Here is a 17,374-nt window from a genome sequence, read left to right on the forward strand (position 1 = left end):
TTTTGTATCAACGTCGTTCACATATAAGCTGACTAAATCGTTAGTCTTCATTAGAATCATTCAACCAATCTTTTACGTCATGAGCATTTTTGAATTTAGTTACTGGTATGTCTTGAGCTTGTTTAAAAAAATGCAGGGTTGCTTTTTCACCAGGTGTTAGAGTTGGCTGAAATGGTAGAGAACCAGTAGCGACGATTCTTTTGTAAAACATATTAATTGCAGTTGTAGGTGTTAAGCCCAATTTGTCTAGTACTTGTTCTGTATCATTCGCTAACTCTTTATCAATCTGAACTTGAATTCGCTTTTTTTCTTTAACTGCCATTAAAAAGCCACCTTTCTTTGTTTACTCATATTATATTACTTAATGAGTGCTGAGATAAACGGACGTGTCTGTGTTGACTAATACCAATTTTGTAGAAATGATAAAATAATGATAAAAGTTATATTAAAATAAGTTTTCGTTCAAATTCATTGACACGAGCTTCGAAACTAACTATGATTATTTTTAAATAATATCGATTGTGTTGAAGAGAAGAGTAACTGTCAGTTGTCGGAATAAAAGAGAGGCCGGTTGATGAAAAAGGTCATCTGATAGTAACAGTGAAGATGAGCTCTGAACTTACTTTAATGTGAAAGCATTTAGTACGTGTGCCACGTTACCGGCCGACTTGTTGATTTGACAAGTTATTGAGTGATGCGTTTTGTGAAAGACGTGTAATTTGAGGTGGCACCGCGGTACTCCGTCCTTTAATTTATTTTGAGGGACGGTGTATTTTTTTGAATTTATTTGGAAGATTTTCTAAAGTGAAAGTTGGTTATTTGATCGGTGTTGCAGCAATTGCCTCAGTGTTAAGTGGTTGCGGTCAAGTCAAGAGTGGTCAACAGGGTGGTCAAAAAACACTTCATTGGACTGAGAATGCGGAACTTGCCGGAAATGATTTAAGCAAAGTGACCGATGTCGAAAGTTTTAACGTTTTGCTAAACACGCAATCCGGTCTTTATCGAGCCACTGATCATGGCAATCGAACGGTTAATGATTTAGCCAAGGCAACCAAGATATCGGATCACGGGAAGAAATATGTTATTCAACTGCGACACGCCAAATGGAGTAATGGTGATCCAATTACGGCCAAAGACTTTGTTTACTCTTGGCGCCGAACCATTGCGCCTAAAACGGCCTCACAAAACGCCTATTATATGTACTCGGTAAAAAATGCTGAAGCTATTAATAAAGGGAAGAAGTCGCCAACCACTTTAGGCATCAAAGCTAATGGCAACAATCAACTAACGATTCAGTTGGTTCGACCAGTCAGTTATTTCAAGAAATTATTAGCTTGGCCAACTTTCTTCCCATTAAATGAAAAGGTGGTTGAGAAGTATGGTAGTCGCTTTGGGACCAGCGCTGCTAAGAATGTTTATAGCGGCCCATTTGTTTTAAAGGGTTGGAATGGGACTAATGACCACTGGGAATTGCAGAAAAATAACCATTATTGGGATCAGAAACATGTTCGACTAAATAAAATTACTGAAACGGTGGTCAAGGACCCCCAAACCGGGCTGAACCAATATCAATCTGGTAAACTCGATCGAACAATTTTAAGTGGTAGTCAGGTTAAAAATTATCGACATAACAAAGATTTTGTCTCACGACGGATGTCTGAAACACTCTGGCTTTCATTTAACCAGAAAAAAGTCAAAGCCTTCCGAAATCAAACTATCAGGAAAGCTTTCTCACTAGCTGTTAATCGGCATCAGTTAGTTAATAATGTGTTGGCTGATGGTAGTTTGGCTGCTAAGGGATACACACCGGTCGGCTTGAGTAAAAATCCAAAGAACGGGACGGATTTTACTAAAGACGCCTATGTCAAGAGTGGCGTTCAGTACGATCTTAAATCCGCCAAGAAGCTGTTAGCTAAGGGATATCGCCAAGCCGGCATTAAATCGATTTCAATTGGGCTAAAGGTTCCTGACACCACTTCGGATAAAGAAGCAGCTGAATTTATTCAATCGCAGCTGCAAAAATTACCCGGCGTTAAAATTGCGGTGCAATCAGTTCCCAATACGGCCTTACTTTCTCAGCAGAGTAAAGGTGATTTTCAACTGACATTGGAAGGCTGGCAACCGGTCTTCTCCGACCCAATTGAATTTTTGGACATTTGGACCTCTACTAATTCATTTAATACCGGTGGTTGGCACGATGCTCAATATGATCGGTTGATCGATCAAGCAGAAAATCAGCTTGGTAACCAACCTTATCAGCGTTGGCAGAAACTGGTGGCAGCGGAAAAGCGGCTGATGACTCATCAGGCAATGATCCCATTGTATCAAGCAGTTCAGCCGCAACTTGAAAAGTCGACCATTAAAGGAATTAATTACAATCCTTCCGGTGTGCCTTATGATTGGAAAGACACCTATTTTGCAAGATAATGACTGAGGGTTTGTTATCTAAGCATTAAAAAACGATCAAGAAAGTCGAAGAGACACTTGATCCGTTTTCGTTTATCCAGTTTTCTGATCCGCTTTAATTTGTCTACCAAACTCAGTCTCATCAAAGTGGTCAATCACATTTTTCAATTCAGCTTGTCTTAAACTGGCGCCAAACAACTCGCTGCCGGGTTCCGTCATGATTCCATCGGCCAAGCGATAGTGGACCACCGTGTCAAAGCCCGTGGTGCTCACAAATTCGGCTACTTGATCGACTGCGTCATGATTATCACCGGTTACAAATAAGGCTTTGCGATTCTTGGCACCGGCCGGCTTGGCTTCCTCTTGGAGATTATGGTAGCCCATGTGGTTGAACGTCTTCACGATGGTACTCTTATTGAAATATTGCTGGACCTGTTCACTGGAAGTGGTCGATGGATCCAAAACTTCTTCACGAATCCCGTCAGTTTCCCACCAGAAGTTCATTGCATCAATCACCAATTTACCCTTTAAGAGCTTTGGGTGAATATTTTTATAACGACTCAGCGGGATTGCCAGAATGATTAAATCACTTTTACTGACGACACCTTGATTGGTGGATGGTACGGCACCCGGTACCAGCGTTTCAATTGTTAGGGCAATTTTTTGAACCGAGCCGGAGCCGGAAATCCGAACGTGGTAACCAGCTGCCAAAGCCAACTGCGCTAAGACAATGCCGACTTTACCGGCACCCAAGATGCCCACCGTTTTAATTTGTGTCATTTTGCAACCGTCTCCTTGGATAGAATTTCCTTAACCCGCGGGATTACTTTGGTAGCGTACAGTTCAATCATCCGCTCACGTTGGGCAGCGGTTTGATTACCGGCGCCGTAAACGAGATCGAAACGGCCCAAATCAAGTAACTTGATGGTTCGAGCAATTCGCTGGGCGACGTGTTCTGGGTTGCCTACGTAAAAGGAACCGGATTTGGTTTCACCGTCAAACTGTTCCCGACTCATCGGTGCCCAACCCCGGGTTAAGCCGATGCGATCAAAGTTAGCCTTGATATTTTTCCAAGCGACTGCCACAGCTTCGTCCTCGTCGTCAGCAATGAAGCCGTGAGAGTGAACGGCGACGGGATGAACCGGCTGGTTAAATTGAGCGGCGGCCTTCTTGTAGAGGTCCAAATAGGGCACAAAGCGATCAGCTTGACCGCCGATGATGGCTAAGATGACTTTGTAACCATAGCGGGCAGCTCGAATGATTGATTCGGGTGAGCCGCCAATGCCGATGTAGGTTTCCAAACCATCATAATCGGTCTTTGGATAGACGTCTTGATCTTTGAGAGATTGGGTGAAGCGACCATCCCAAGTAATTGGTTTTTCTTTGATTAATTGACTGTACATTTCCAGCTTCTCGTTAAATAAATCATCGTAATCGGTCAAATCATAACCAAACAATGGGAAGGATTCGGTAAAGGAACCACGGCCAAGCATGACTTGTGCGCGGCCATTGGAAAGTCCTTCAAGCGTCGCAAAGCGTTCGTAGACTCGAACGGGATTGTCAGAGCTGAGCACCGTGACCGCTGTTGCCAGTTTAATATGTTGGGTGACGGAAGCAATGGCCCCCAGCACGATTTCGGGACTGGAAACACTGTAATCCGGTCGGTGATGTTCACCAACGCCAATCACATCAACGCCAAGTTTGTCAGCTAAGGCACCTTCCTTAACAATTTGGCGAATGGATTGACCAGCTGTTAACAGGCTGCCGTCTTCAGCTGAAACAATATCACCAAAGGTTTCAAGCCCAAACTGTAATTTATCTACATTGACCATGTTGATCCTCCTTTTGCTTACTTTTTGTAAGTATGATATTAGGATATTATAGTTTGCGGGGGAATGCAAGGAAAATACATAAAAACGGATTGGTTATTATTAGAATTCTCATAGTTTGCCATAATTATGTAGTATAATAGTTATAAAAATAGATGCATTAATCGTAGAATCGATTGTTTGAAAATGTGAAGAAAGAGTAGTGATATAATGCCGAGAGAGCCTAGTGTTTATATTAAGTTAGTTGATCCAATGTTTTTGACTTCCTTTGTAAATGATGGGATTATTCATTTTGGAAGCACTGCTGAGTATAGGAAAATTGAAGAAACTATGGGGAATTCTTGGATAGGCGACAAGCAGGATGGGTTGCTAACTGTTCCGACAAAGCATCTTTCGGAATTCAAGAGTGTAATCACTTATGCTGGGAAATCATATTCAGTACCTGTCACTGGAGGATTAAGCATGTCCATGGGAATGGATGCGTTTTGTTTTACACATATTGAAATTAGTGAATTACTAAATCCTAATAAGAGGACGAAACTTATTAAAGATTTGAATAATTCTTTACTAAGTGACCCTGATTTTCCTAAAAAAGTGGTCTATTTTAAAGACTTTTCAATCTTTAAAAAGCGATTAATGAGGTGTTTGGAGATAGCAGGTTATGAGTCAGCAATTGGAAATGTAATATACGATAAAGAACCTTATGAACGTGCAGTCTGGATTATGAAGCACTTGCCAGGAAGTGGATTAGGAAGTACATTTTGGATAAATTTTGTAAAAGCGAAAAAATTTTCAATTGAAAGGGAGACACGGATCATAATTAATCATAGGGCGTTGTTTCGGAACTTTGAAAACGTAAAAATAGGATCGATTTGTTCAATTACAAATTGTTATGATTCCCTTGCCGATTTCATAAAAGATTTTTATGAAACAAATTGCTGACTTTTCAGGTTAGTAGTACGTAAAATGCATCTTGCGAAACAATTTATACTGGGTGTCAAATTTAATATTTGAGATGGGGGATTTCTTTGTTTATAGCCAATATTTGTTCTGTCATTTTGCTTATTTTAGTTGCATTGACTTTTCTAACGCAACAACGTAGTAAGCAGCAAACAGCAGCCAGTAAAATTGCTACTTGGTTTAATGAGCGAGATGACGGAGTGGGTCAGTGTATTGTTAGTAATCGGAATGATTTTCCGGTATATAATATCTTCACATTTATAATCCCTAATAATTTTAAAAGTAAAAATGTAAAAAGAATATTTGCTCATGTTATTAAAAACCAGGATGACCTCTATTTAAATCAACAATTGTTAGAGAAAAACGAGTGTAATGATCCTGAGCAAGTTGGAGTAGGTATAGAACAAATGAATAGGGAAGCTAACTTTAAAACATTAGTCTATTTTGAAAATCTTCCGCCTGGTGATAAAGACTTCCTATTCGATAATAATTATAGTTCTGGGCATGGTCATGGTGTACCAGGGATCTTTTTTACAGATAATCAAAATATAGAGTGGCTCCGCTTTTCTGATGGTAGTTTGCATCGAAAGAAATATATTAAAACAGCAACAAAATTGGCAGTTTTATTTAGTCACGTTTGAACAGTATTAAGTCTGTCCTAGAGTAATTCTTAACTATTTGGTATAGTTTTGCTATTTAGTTTAAGAGCCAGTTTTATTTTTTCACTTATTTTGATTACTGATGAATACATTGAGATTCTACCATTTGTGTATTGTCATGGAAATGTAAATGATGGTATGATAATTTTAACATTTAAATCGTGCGCTTACTGGAGTGAATTAAGCATTACTAAATTTATTAGAAGATGGCTGATTGTCACAGAAATATTGGCAGATTTGGGCCTCTGTTATTGGATGGTAAACGAAATTCGAAGTACGGTTGGGCATTCTATTACTGAGACTGCTTTTTAGATGGGATTATACAGTAATCGTTGGCTAGGTTTAGTTAGATGAGCCATAAAATAAGAATTTCAAGGTTACTGATTGATGATGGACACAGGGACAAGCTTTTGCCAGCAAATTGTGTCTTGGAAGGCTGACAGGATGAAAGAAACTAATTTTGACAAAAATAAACTGTATTGGAGAAATGTACTGATGAGGAAAAGATGGTTATGGTTGTTAGAAATTGCTGGGGTAACAGCCGGGGTAGTGGCTTTTAACTCACTAAACAATGTAGAAGCGGCTATTTGGCATAGTGGAATGCCAAAAGCTGTTAAGGGAACATGGGAAAGCAAACCTAAGAATGGTAACTATCATACATTCTTTTATCTTTGGAATTCGCCTACTGCGGGTGTGTATACAGTATCTAGATCTTATTTTGATAATCATTGGATGTGGGGAAATGAGAGGAATGGAATTTTTGGCAAGACACATTATAAGGTGATTAACCGTCATACATACATGATAAAGGCAAAAAATAAAGATCTCTCAACTGGGTACGTGAAAGAAACCGTATATTCGCACAAACTCAAGATGAAATACTATGGTGAGAAACATGGTTATGATGCTTTTACTATGTCCTTTCATAGATAACTAAGTAAGCTGATCTTACACCTCAATAATTAACCTATCAGTTTATTGAACGAAAGCGGCGATTTTGAATGTCCTCATTTTTTCTAGCTTCACAAAATAAAAGCCACAAGTATGAATTCGAACATCAACTACTCTGGTCTCCAAAATTAAACAGAAATAAAGGTCGGAATCAAGGATATGAAAATATGTCACGTGTTAAAAGAGGGGACATTATATTTCATGTGTTTAATCGAACTATTCATGCGGTAAGTGTTGCTAAGTTTGATGCTTATACTTATCCTAAGCCTCCTGAGCTCAGTAAGACTATTTGGAATGATGATGGGTGGCGTGTTGACTGTGACATGATTATGATTAACCAAGAAAACGCTATTCTTTTGGACGATTACCAAAGATGGTTTGACTCTCATAAAGGCGAAGTCTTTGACAAAATAGGAAGATTGAAGGAGCAGTATTTATTTCAGCTAAATGAAGATCAAAAGAACTTTTTGGTTAACTTACTTCCAAGAAAATTAATCCAGTCTCTTTTACTTGATGATACGGAGCCTAACGTAGATTCAATGTTTTCACATTTAGAGAAGGTTGATGTTGAAAGTGCAAGGGGAGTCAGTCTTGTAGGTGCAAGCGAAAGGGCTATGCATAGGATTGATCATAGTTTTAAAGTCAGTCACGTAAAAGATGAAGTTGGTAAGTTGGGAGAACGGCTTGTCTTTAAGTATCTAAGGCATGTCTGTTCAAATAAGTATCAGATTATTCCGATTTCCTCAAATTTAGCAGGTAACAAGGGAGACGACACGGCTGGGTATGATTTGAAATTAATTGGAAAACAAACAATAATTTATATTGATGTTAAAACAACAACTGGATCAGATGGGCCGTTTTATATGTCTGCAAATGAAAAACGGGTCTTAGACATGGTGGCTTCCAGAACGAATGAAATATATGAAATTTATCGAGTGTTTAATCTGTCCAAAACTGGTGAAGGTGTTGCTAAATTTGAAATAATTCGTGAAAAAGATCTAAACAATGCTAACTTTCAACCAGAAGACTATTTCGTTTCGCTCAGATGATTTTTATTCTGGATTTCTCAAGTGTTCAGAGATATGATTATTTTGTCCACTTAATCTCTTATGTTTTTATTTGGCTTACACGGAGAAACGGAGGATTAGTAATGAAAATTCCCAAGCATCGCTATTTAAAAGAATTATTTGATTCTGATGATCCTTATTGGCTATTTGACCAAGACGAGAAGGATTTAAAAGAGGATTCGAATTATCAATCGACTGGTATCCATTATTCGGAAATCTGGAATCTTGATGCTGAAAGTTTAGCGTGGGTTTACGAGCATTTACGATACTATAAAGGCTATACGTCAACCATGTTGTACCCCAGCTACGATAAAGGAACTGGCGAAAAGCAAAAGCCAAATATGGTTGAATATAAAGGACAAGAATATTATATAGGCAGTTTAATTGATATTTTGCTTGATAAGATTCGCTACTACTTCAAACATGATCCGATAGAGTTTATTAAATATAAATATGCTTATATAAAGGGGCATGAAGGTGAACCAAAGCAGAGCTTTAACTTAACTGAGGGTGAGCGTAAATATTGGCAGTCAAAGGGGTTATTCCGGTCAGATAAAGCGGGCACAGTAGAAGTTACTAACCCGCATACCTATTCAATGGAGCGGACTGATCAAGTGGGGTTATTTAAATATAAGCAGTACACCAGTGATATTTGGGATATCTGGAAAGCTTTATGGCCGAGTCTTTGGGATTGACAGAGAGCTCAATTGAGGTTTTTCCTAGATATGTGCAGGAACCTTCTTTAAGCGTAGCTACTTTATAATTAAAAATGAATAGTTTCACAAGACAATGTTTAATCGATAAAAGTGGTGCGACTTTATTATCTAAAACTTTAGCTTAGATAAAATTGTTTGAATTTTGGTGAAATCATTAGTAGGTAGTTGGCCAAACTGATAGAAATTGAGTGTTTTTTAATTTTAAAATGGCGATACAATGGGATTTATTTAGTGTATTCCCCACGTATGTAGGGGTAATCCCTGCCCGCCTATATGCCGAAACCTCGTCTATCAGTATTCCCCACGTATGTAGGGGTAATCCTCGTTGAGCGTGATGTTCTTGACAAAAATTTTGGTATTCCCCACGTATGTAGGGGTAATCCTAAGTTTGTCTTGAATGTCCGAGTTATCTTTGAGTATTCCCCACGTATGTAGGGGTAATCCCGCAAGCTACTTACACAAGTTGCTGGTAGCCTAGTATTCCCCACGTATGTAGGGGTAATCCTGAGTGAAGATGAAATGCTTGATCGCTTTGTCTGTATTCCCCACGTATGTAGGGGTAATCCTACTATTAAATGCTGTACCGACTGCATTTAAAGGTATTCCCCACGTATGTAGGGGTAATCCCCCTTGTTAACATTTTCTAGTGTGTGCTCACTAGTATTCCCCACGTATGTAGGGGTAATCCCCAAATATAGGCTTTGTAGTCCCTGTCAAAGGTGTATTCCCCACGTATGTAGGGGTAATCCCCATATGAGCAATGCCGAAATTATGATCGCCAAGTATTCCCCACGTATGTAGGGGTAATCCTTGCTAAAACAAAATCTTGTTTATTGGCAAAAAGTATTCCCCACGTATGTAGGGGTAATCCCTCGCAATCACTGAGCGCTTCACAGGCAATTCGGTATTCCCCACGTATGTAGGGGTAATCCCGAGGGATGCTGGTTAGTCCGGGGGCTATTCTTGTATTCCCCACGTATGTAGGGGTAATCCTGAGTTTGGCACAAACGCAGCCGCCGTATTAGCGTATTCCCCACGTATGTAGGGGTAATCCTATCGGATAACCAGTACAGCGTGCCAACCGGCAGTATTCCCCACGTATGTAGGGGTAATCCCGTGGCACAAGACGTACTAAATGCTTTCACATTGTATTCCCCACATATGTAGGGGTGATCCTTGAGATCTTTTTATGTATATGTATTCCCCACAGGGTGGGGGTGACCCGGATTTTGGGTTCGGCCGTACGGTATTCCTCACGGATGTGAGGGTGATCCTTAGGCGTTTGCTTAAGGTTTCCTAATTAAATTCGTATTCCCTACGGATGTAGGGGTGACTCGAATTTTTGGCTTTGCTATAAAGCATTCTCTACTACGAAGGTGGCAATCATTTTTATAAAATACCATTAGGGGCTGTATTTTTCTAGCAGTTGGCTGTCAAAAAATGTATTAATTGCAGCTGGTTGGTAGTGGAACGTGCTAAACATCTTCGAGACTGGTAAGGTTTTAGACTTGCCGGTCTTCTTGTGATACATGGATTATGGCTAAGTGTTTTAAAAACATGTAGTTCCGAAAATTAGATGTCGATGGTCTTTCATTTATTAGATTGACACCTCAATGTCTGGAATTAATAGCTGGAGGTGGGTCTAAATTAATGAGCAAACGAATCAATCAGTCGTGTTTAACAGTTAAAAACTACCACAACGATAATCTTACTGGGACTTTTAGATAACCTGACCAAATTATGATAGTTACAGAATAATTTTGGCGGAGAATTGGAACTTTATAAACGCGTTTGCGGCAACAAATTGTGTATCTTAAGCCTTAAAAGCTATCCTGAATAATCTCTACTTTTAAAATTGGTGCGATTTGGTCCTTTCTAAGGGCCATTTTTTATTTTTTTAGGCACTTTTGATCGCTGATAAAACTTGACTGGTTACTAACCGTCACTTTTTGACGAATTGGCGGCTTTATTCAGCTGTTGAAGGCATGCCAAATAAGCCCCCGTTAAAATCCTTATTTTTTAAGTCACGTTCAGTTGCTTCTGCCTATAATTGCTGGACATTTAAGAGGATCCGCCGGAAAGCCGCTTGGTGCACGTGGGTCGCACTTAACTTCAACTGGATTCGACGCGCCGTATGGACCACTTTCCCAGCCACTTTTAAGAGATACTTGCGAATCGTTTCAATGCAAAAGACTTGTTGGACTTTAGGAAAAGCTAGGCGGCGCATTAAATTGACCACGTTGTACGCCAGCTCGCTCATTAAGGTCCGCAGTTCGTTTTTTAACAGCGTCGAACTGTCGGTTTTGTCCATCGCAAAGCCGGTTTTAGCTTCTTTAATAAAGTTCTCCATCGTGCCCCGTCGCCGATAAATTTTAAAGACGGTAGCGGCTGACACAGCTGAACTTAAGTTGGTAATGACGAAAGTATAATCAAATAACAGCTGGCCGGGGGTTAATTTAGCTTCGACGCAGACGCGTCGCGCAATTGTCCAGCTTTGGGCCTGATAAGTTAGCTCAAAGTAAACTGTTTGCGGCTGATCCCAACTGTAATCATCATACTGAATTAGCGCTTCTGCTTGATGCTCCAAGACGGCGTTGGTCTTTAAGCGAATCACGTAGTTCATGGCTTGCGCTTCACAAAAATCATAGAGTTCCGGCGTCGCAAACCCGCTATCGGCCCGACAGAAAAGGTCGGTCACTGGAACCGATTGTTGGTAATGCGCGATTAATGGCCGGATAAAATCCACGACCCCCGTGGAAGTATAGACGTTGCCCGGTCGCAATTTAACGTCTAAAAAATCACCGGTTTGGCCATCAAAAGCCACGATTGGATGATGCCCCCAGCAGCCGTAATGGGAATTGTAGGCCACTCCTTGCTGGTGACCGAAGGCCTCATAATAGGTTGAATCCAAATCTAAAATCAGCGTTTGTTGATTGGTTTATCGACGGCCTAAATCAAGCAGGGCTTGGTTAGTGCGCCGCATACCGGCCAAAGTTGCCGGGGTCGCCCGCTTTAACAGGGCCGAAAGTGAGGACTGCTGGGCGACCTGCGTTAAACAGAGTTGAAAACCCGGATCCTTCGCTAATTGATTGGCGGCGGAATCCGCCCGATAACCCGCAATGAGTTGCAGCAGCCACTGATGCAGTAACTGACCATTGCTATGCCGCCAGTATTTACGCTGATCATTAAAGGGGACCTGCGCCAGTAATTGATCCAAGTGAGTTTTATTAATGAATTCTTGGACTAGGATTAAGCCGCTATCCGACGTTAACGTGCCACCGGTATGTGAAACGTCAATTTTAGAGTTGAATTGTAACGGAATTTTCGATAAAGTCATTAGAGAGGACTCCTTTTGTTGGTTTTTTCTGATAAATTTAATTTAACAGAACGGAGTCATTTTTTCACCCAATGGGTGAAAAAAGCCGCTGGCCAAATCATTAATTTGATCGGGTCAGCGGCCCCTTTTTATTTTTTAGAGATTATCCAGGGCTATCAATTCCTACCCTGGAATTAAAAATGTTGAAGAAATAAGCGATGTACAATGAAAACGCATTCATATATACTGGAGGGGGAAAGCAGGTTTTTCGTATTTAATTAAATAGAGGCATGATTTTTATTTTGAGTGGACTGAAATCTCAAAAAGGTGTATATTTATACTAAGCAAATGCCTAGTTACAAATATATTTGAAAAATTAGTAAAATTGAAGAGGGGCCAATAACAATGATTCATTTATCAAAACGAGAAAGCGTAATTTGGGCTAAAATGAGATCGGAAGGTGGAATGGGAGAGCATCTTTGGTTGCCTTTAATTACTCATTTGTTTGACACTCAGAGCACCATCAATTGGCTCTTTAACCATTGGCTGAGTCAAGAACAACAGGAGATACTGTCGCAAGGCTTATCAAACGCAGCAACTGAAAAGTTGGTGAAATTTGTTGGTTTCACCCACGACATAGGCAAGGCGACTCCTGCTTTTCAAACTAAGCCGTCATACAATGGTGATAAATCACTGGATGATGAGATGGGCGAACGTTTAATTAGAGGCGGATTTGCCGAATTAGATCGTAAAAAGTTGTCTTCTCCTTCAAAGTCTCCACACGCACTAGCAGGTGAAGCGATTCTTGACTATTTTGAAGTGCCCACGTCAATTAGCGCGATAATTGGTGGTCATCATGGGAAACCGACCAGCTCTTCGCCTCGGCGCCAAATTAAAGTTTTTACCAGCAATTACTGGCAGAGCGACAATGACCAAGTTTTACAACAACACTGGCGCGACGTTCAGAAGGGATTCTTTAATTATGGCTTATCGTCTTCTGGTTATCAGGCGGTTGATGAGCTTCCTAATATTAATCAACCTCAAGCTGTGATTTTAGAGGGACTACTAATAATGGCCGATTGGCTGGCATCTAGCGAGCACACTGAGAATGACCTACCCCTTTTTCCACTAATTGACATGTCCAAATCATGGGATGACATCAACATGACCGGCCGGTTTCAGCAAGCCATCCAAAATTGGTACTTGGATGGTGAATGGGTCCCCCAAAAGGTAACGACTTCTGAGGATCCTTACCAGGCACGTTGGGGATTTAAAGCCCGGCCGGTTCAATCTGCGATGACGGAGGCCATTGGGAAAGCGGTTGATCCAGGGATGGTCATTATTGAAGCGCCGATGGGATTAGGAAAAACGGAGATTGCATTGATTGCGGCCGAGCAGCTTGCCTATATTAAGGGCGAAGATGGTCTATTTATGGGGTTGCCGACTCAAGCGACGACGAATGCGATGTTTGGCCGAGTTAGTGACTGGCTGAAACTTCTGGCAAAGTCTCAAGGAGAAAATTTCCCTATAAAACTGATGCACGGTAAAGCACAGTTTAATGAAAATTACAGCAAATTACCAAATGCTTCAAATATCGACAATGCTGGCGCGGTTGTTGTGAATTCTTGGTTTTCTGGGAAAAAGTCAATTTTAACTAAGTTCACAGTGGGGACAATCGATCATTTATTACTGATGGGTTTGAAGCAGAAGCATCTTTTTCTAAGACATCTGGGTTTTAGCGGTAAGGTTGTCGTCATTGATGAAGCGCACGCTTATGATTTTTATATGAATCAGTATTTGTACAAGGCAATCAACTGGTTGGGAGCTTATCACGTACCAATCGTCATTTTGTCAGCTACACTGCCAAAAGAAAAACGGAATGCACTTTTAAAAGCGTATTTGAAGGGAAAGTATGGCAAAAAGTTTAAGCAATCTTTTGAAGCTCCCGAGGGTTGGCAAGACACCCAAGCCTACCCACTTCTCAGTCTTTTAGACGGCAACCACTTAAAACAGGTAACAAAGTTTCCCGGCCAAAGCGACCAGTTACCAGTTAAATTAACTGTTCAGCGAGTTAATGCGGCTGATGAAGATTTAATCCAGGCAGTATTGAAAAAGATTAGTCACGGCGGTATTGCGGGAGTGATAGTGAATACTGTTAAGCGGGCTCAAGAACTCGCTAAGCTAGTTCCTCAAGATACAAAATTAATGATTCTTCACGCCTCGTTCTTGGCGCCGGCAAGGGAAAAGCAGGAAGAGCAACTTCAAAAAGCAATTGGCAAACATGGCAATCGACCTTCAAAAATGATTGTGATTGGGACTCAAGTCTTGGAACAATCATTGGATATTGATTTCGATGTACTTTATACCGATATTGCACCCATTGATTTGATTTTACAAAGGGCCGGGCGACTGCATCGTCACCGTCTAAATCGGCCTCAAGCTTTGAAGATGCCACAGGTTTTTGTGATGGGAATTAATGGCTTTGGTGATTATGGAGATGCTAATGAGGCCATTTATTCCAAGTATTTATTAATGAAAACCGACCATTATTTACCGGAAACCATTACCTTACCGGATGATATCTCCACACTAGTTCAAGCAGTTTATGATTCGGCGACAGATTCTGAAGTACCCGATATTGATCAAGCTAAATTAACATTTAAGACGGATTTTGAAAGAGAAAAACAAAAAGCAAGAGCTTTCCAAATCAAGCTGCCTAGTGATCGTCCCAACGCCACTATTCACGGCTGGCTGGATCGTGATCAGGCAGATGTTGATAAAGACGAGCAAAAGGCCAATGCGGCTGTTCGGGATATTAAAGAAACTTTGGAAGTCATTTTGACAAAACATACGGCTGAAGGGGACTTTTTACTGGATGGTCGCAAGCTTTCCGATGTTCAGCCACAAGAAATTGCTCAACAGACCATTCGAATCCCGGCAGCAGTCACACCACAAATTGATTTGGCAATTGATCGCTTGGAAACTTTGACCAATCTATATTACCGGGATTGGCAGGATAGTAGATGGCTGAAGGGTGCTTTAGCACTACCATTGAATCAAGATCTATCAATTGATTTCTGTGGTTGGCATCTTAGCTACTCATTGGCGTTGGGGCTTAGCTACACTAAGGAGGACGAGCATGGATAATCGAAGTTTTAATTTGGTGACGGAGCCGTGGATTAAAGTGATTGACAAGAAGACAGATCAGGAAAGAAAGGTGTCGCTAACTGAGCTATTTCGCAACGCTCAAAATTACCGACAACTGGCTGGCGAGATGCGCTCGCAAGATTTGGCGATTCTACGGTTTCTACTTGCAATTCTGACAACCATTTACTCCCGATTTGACGCTGAAGGAACGCCTTATGATTGGCTCAAGGTTGATCGCGAGCTAATGCAGGCAACCGGTTTTAGTGATCAAGACGAGGAGGATGAGGAAGAAGACAGCGAAAATCAGCAAGTGCTGCTTGATACTTGGGAGCAGCTGTTTAAAGCCGGCCGATTTTCAGAAATTGTTCTCAAATACCTGCAGAAGTACGCTTCCAGGTTTGATTTATTTGGAGAGACACCCTTTTACCAAGTAACTGAGAATGAGTATAATGCTTTGGTTCCCAAAAAGAAACAGATCAGTGGTGCAAAAGGCCCCGGTTCGGTAGCTATTAAGCAAATTGATCGTCAGGTTTCGGAGAGTGCTCATACACCAGCAATTTTTACCCCTAAATCAGGCCAGTTTAAAAACCGAGTTGCCTTGGACGAATTAGCACGTTGGCTCATTACTTACCAAAATTTTACCGGCGTAACAGACAAGACCAAGATTACTACGAAAGATAAATTTTCAGCCTCGCGAGGATGGCTTTATAGTCTGAATCCGGTATATGCGGATGGTGATGATCTCTTTCAAACGTTGATGCTAAACCTGATTTTGATTAATCCTAGTCGGCCAGACGGTCTTCAAAAGCCAGTTTGGGAATATAACGATATTCAAGACTATGTTTTTGAACGAAGAAAACAATTGCCGCCCGACAATTTGGCAGCCCTGTATACAACTTGGTCAAGAATTCTCCATGTTGACTGGACGGATGGTCACCCAACGATTTTTAGTGCCTGTATACCAATGTTTGATAGTGAAAGTACCTTCGTTGAACCGATGACAACTTGGAGAAGGGATAAAAAAAATAACGGGTACAAACCGGCTGTTAAAAGTTTGCGATCTCTTGGAATCGCTATGTGGCGCAACTTTGGTCAGTATGTAAATCCTAATCAATCGGATGATATCCATGATCCGGGAATTGTGTTGTGGCTGCAGCGACTCAAAGATGAAGGCCGGATTCCGTATGACTCATTATTAACCTTAGCGTCAGCGGTTCTTATTAGCGACGGAAATGCAACCTCTCAATCGCCGGTTGCTGAAGTCTACGATGATATGCATATTAATGCCAATGTGTTGTTTGACGAGAATAAAGCGTTTTATTGGCCGGAACGGATTGAAGAAGTAATTGAGACTACCCAACGAATTGGTGATGATTATTGGCGATTTGCAGCCAACATTGCCCGAATTCGGAATTTAGATGGCCACTCATTCGCCAATCGATTAAGTGCCAAATTCTATGAGCAGTTAAATGACCCGTTTAAAGAGTGGTTGGCTGGGTTAACTAATCAGGATGAGAGGGATCAAAAAATCAACTTGTGGAAAAAACAGCTTAGGACATATGTCTTAGTAGCCACTGAAAATGTGGTCCAATCCAGCTCACCTCGAGATATGAGTGGTATTCCTGGCGATAACGGACTTATGACTATTTTCACCGTAACTAATCAACTTAGATACCAAGTTGCAAAAGATCTTGGATAAGAGAAAGTGTGGATGAGAACTAATGAAGGATAAAATCGTAACCAGTAACGATGTCGGAGCCGTTACTAATAAGATTATTCGGACGATTTATATGGATAAGGCTATTCTGGCAAGCCTTAGAGGAGCGGTATCAATTACCAGTCTAAGAGCCCAAACGGTCTGGCCGGTTTTAATTGCAAACCTGGACGAGGGAATGCTTAGTCGTAGTGGGAAACCAACTTATGCGGAGAGGGCAATTTACGCGGCAATTCGGCTTTATGCCATTTCTCAGCAGGGACCGCATACTTTGACATCACCCGAAGATAACAAATCAAAGAGTAAATCATTTTTCGACGCTTTAGCGAATTTGCGGCAGAATGAATTGATCAGAGTTGCTTTAGATCGACGAGTCCAAATGCTTTTGAAAACGACTAATATCAACGGCGTTATTAACTCGCTGGTTCATCTGCTCGAGATCCTAAAGGCTAATAAGATGGCACCTAAGATTGACTATCCTTTGATGGCTAAAGATCTTTATAAATTTCAGTTTGGGTATGAGCAATCGAACCAGGTTCGCCTACGCTGGGGGCAGCAGTATTTTCGATCATTTGATAAAATAACTAAATCTGAAGGGAAGTAAACATA

Annotated in this window: 12 protein-coding genes, 1 pseudogene and 1 CRISPR repeat array; of the genes and pseudogenes, 9 read left to right on the plus strand and 4 right to left on the minus strand. The window is 40.9% G+C overall.

The features are described 5' to 3' along the window. Positions 1-40: 40 nt before the first annotated feature. Positions 41-322 carry a type II toxin-antitoxin system RelB/DinJ family antitoxin gene (locus tag ED605_RS04905; protein WP_121977762.1) on the minus strand — a complete coding sequence of 94 codons (282 nt, stop codon included), beginning with the start codon at positions 320-322 and terminating at the stop codon, positions 41-43. 482 nt (positions 323-804) lie between these two features. Between ED605_RS04905 and ED605_RS04910 the strand changes: the two genes are divergently transcribed. After that, positions 805-2,427 carry a peptide ABC transporter substrate-binding protein gene (locus tag ED605_RS04910; protein ID WP_121977763.1) on the plus strand — a complete coding sequence of 541 codons (1,623 nt, stop codon included), beginning with the start codon at positions 805-807 and terminating at the stop codon, positions 2,425-2,427. 72 nt (positions 2,428-2,499) lie between these two features. Here the strand turns inward: ED605_RS04910 and ED605_RS04915 are convergent, their stop codons facing one another. After that, positions 2,500-3,186, minus strand: a complete 687-nt coding sequence (locus ED605_RS04915) for an NADPH-dependent F420 reductase (protein WP_121977764.1) — start codon at positions 3,184-3,186, stop codon at positions 2,500-2,502. Next, on the minus strand, positions 3,183-4,238 hold the full coding sequence (locus ED605_RS04920) for an LLM class flavin-dependent oxidoreductase (protein WP_121977765.1): 1,056 nt from the start codon (positions 4,236-4,238) through the stop codon (positions 3,183-3,185). The genes ED605_RS04915 and ED605_RS04920 overlap by 4 nt, the downstream gene beginning before the upstream one ends. Positions 4,239-4,445: 207 nt before the next feature. On the opposite strand from ED605_RS04920, the gene ED605_RS04925 reads away from it, so the two are divergent. The 5 genes from ED605_RS04925 (at position 4,446) to ED605_RS04945 (ending at position 8,567) form a co-directional block, all read left to right on the plus strand. Further along, complete coding sequence (locus tag ED605_RS04925) at positions 4,446-5,177, plus strand: hypothetical protein (protein WP_121977766.1); 732 nt, start codon at positions 4,446-4,448, stop codon at positions 5,175-5,177. Positions 5,178-5,263: 86 nt separating this feature from the next. Then, positions 5,264-5,836, plus strand: coding sequence for a hypothetical protein (locus ED605_RS04930; protein ID WP_121977767.1), 573 nt, complete (start codon positions 5,264-5,266; stop codon positions 5,834-5,836). A 462-nt stretch (positions 5,837-6,298) separates the two neighbouring features. Beyond that, positions 6,299-6,787, plus strand: a complete 489-nt coding sequence (locus ED605_RS04935) for a hypothetical protein (RefSeq protein WP_121977768.1) — start codon at positions 6,299-6,301, stop codon at positions 6,785-6,787. Positions 6,788-6,972: 185 nt separating this feature from the next. Next, complete coding sequence (locus ED605_RS04940; RefSeq protein ID WP_162919752.1) at positions 6,973-7,854, plus strand: protein NO VEIN domain-containing protein; 882 nt, start codon at positions 6,973-6,975, stop codon at positions 7,852-7,854. A 101-nt stretch (positions 7,855-7,955) separates the two neighbouring features. Beyond that, on the plus strand, positions 7,956-8,567 hold the full coding sequence (locus ED605_RS04945) for a hypothetical protein (RefSeq protein WP_121977770.1): 612 nt from the start codon (positions 7,956-7,958) through the stop codon (positions 8,565-8,567). Between the two features lie 254 nt (positions 8,568-8,821). After that, positions 8,822-9,924: direct repeats of the CRISPR family, unit length 28 nt; unit sequence GTATTCCCCACGTATGTAGGGGTAATCC. 708 nt (positions 9,925-10,632) lie between these two features. Here the strand turns inward: ED605_RS04945 and ED605_RS04950 are convergent. After that, positions 10,633-11,925 (minus strand): annotated as a pseudogene (locus tag ED605_RS04950) (IS1380 family transposase). A gap of 384 nt (positions 11,926-12,309) precedes the next feature. On the opposite strand from ED605_RS04950, the gene cas3 reads away from it, so the two are divergent. From cas3 to casB, 3 genes are read left to right on the plus strand one after another with little or no spacing between them, the layout of a single operon-like run. After that, positions 12,310-15,051 carry a CRISPR-associated helicase Cas3' gene (gene cas3, locus ED605_RS04955; RefSeq protein ID WP_121977771.1) on the plus strand — a complete coding sequence of 914 codons (2,742 nt, stop codon included), beginning with the start codon at positions 12,310-12,312 and terminating at the stop codon, positions 15,049-15,051. Further along, the gene (locus ED605_RS04960) at positions 15,044-16,750 is read left to right on the plus strand and encodes a type I-E CRISPR-associated protein Cse1/CasA (protein ID WP_121977772.1); all 1,707 of its coding nucleotides are present in this window, start codon (positions 15,044-15,046) and stop codon (positions 16,748-16,750) included. Before cas3 ends, ED605_RS04960 begins: the two co-directional genes overlap by 8 nt. A 22-nt stretch (positions 16,751-16,772) precedes the next feature. Next, positions 16,773-17,369 (plus strand): type I-E CRISPR-associated protein Cse2/CasB, encoded by a 597-nt coding sequence (casB, locus tag ED605_RS04965; protein ID WP_121977773.1) that lies wholly within the window; start codon positions 16,773-16,775, stop codon positions 17,367-17,369. The last annotated feature ends 5 nt before the right edge of the window (positions 17,370-17,374 follow it).

Origin of the sequence: Lentilactobacillus raoultii, assembly GCF_900411375.1 — a bacterium.
GTDB classification, from domain to species: domain Bacteria; phylum Bacillota; class Bacilli; order Lactobacillales; family Lactobacillaceae; genus Lentilactobacillus; species Lentilactobacillus raoultii.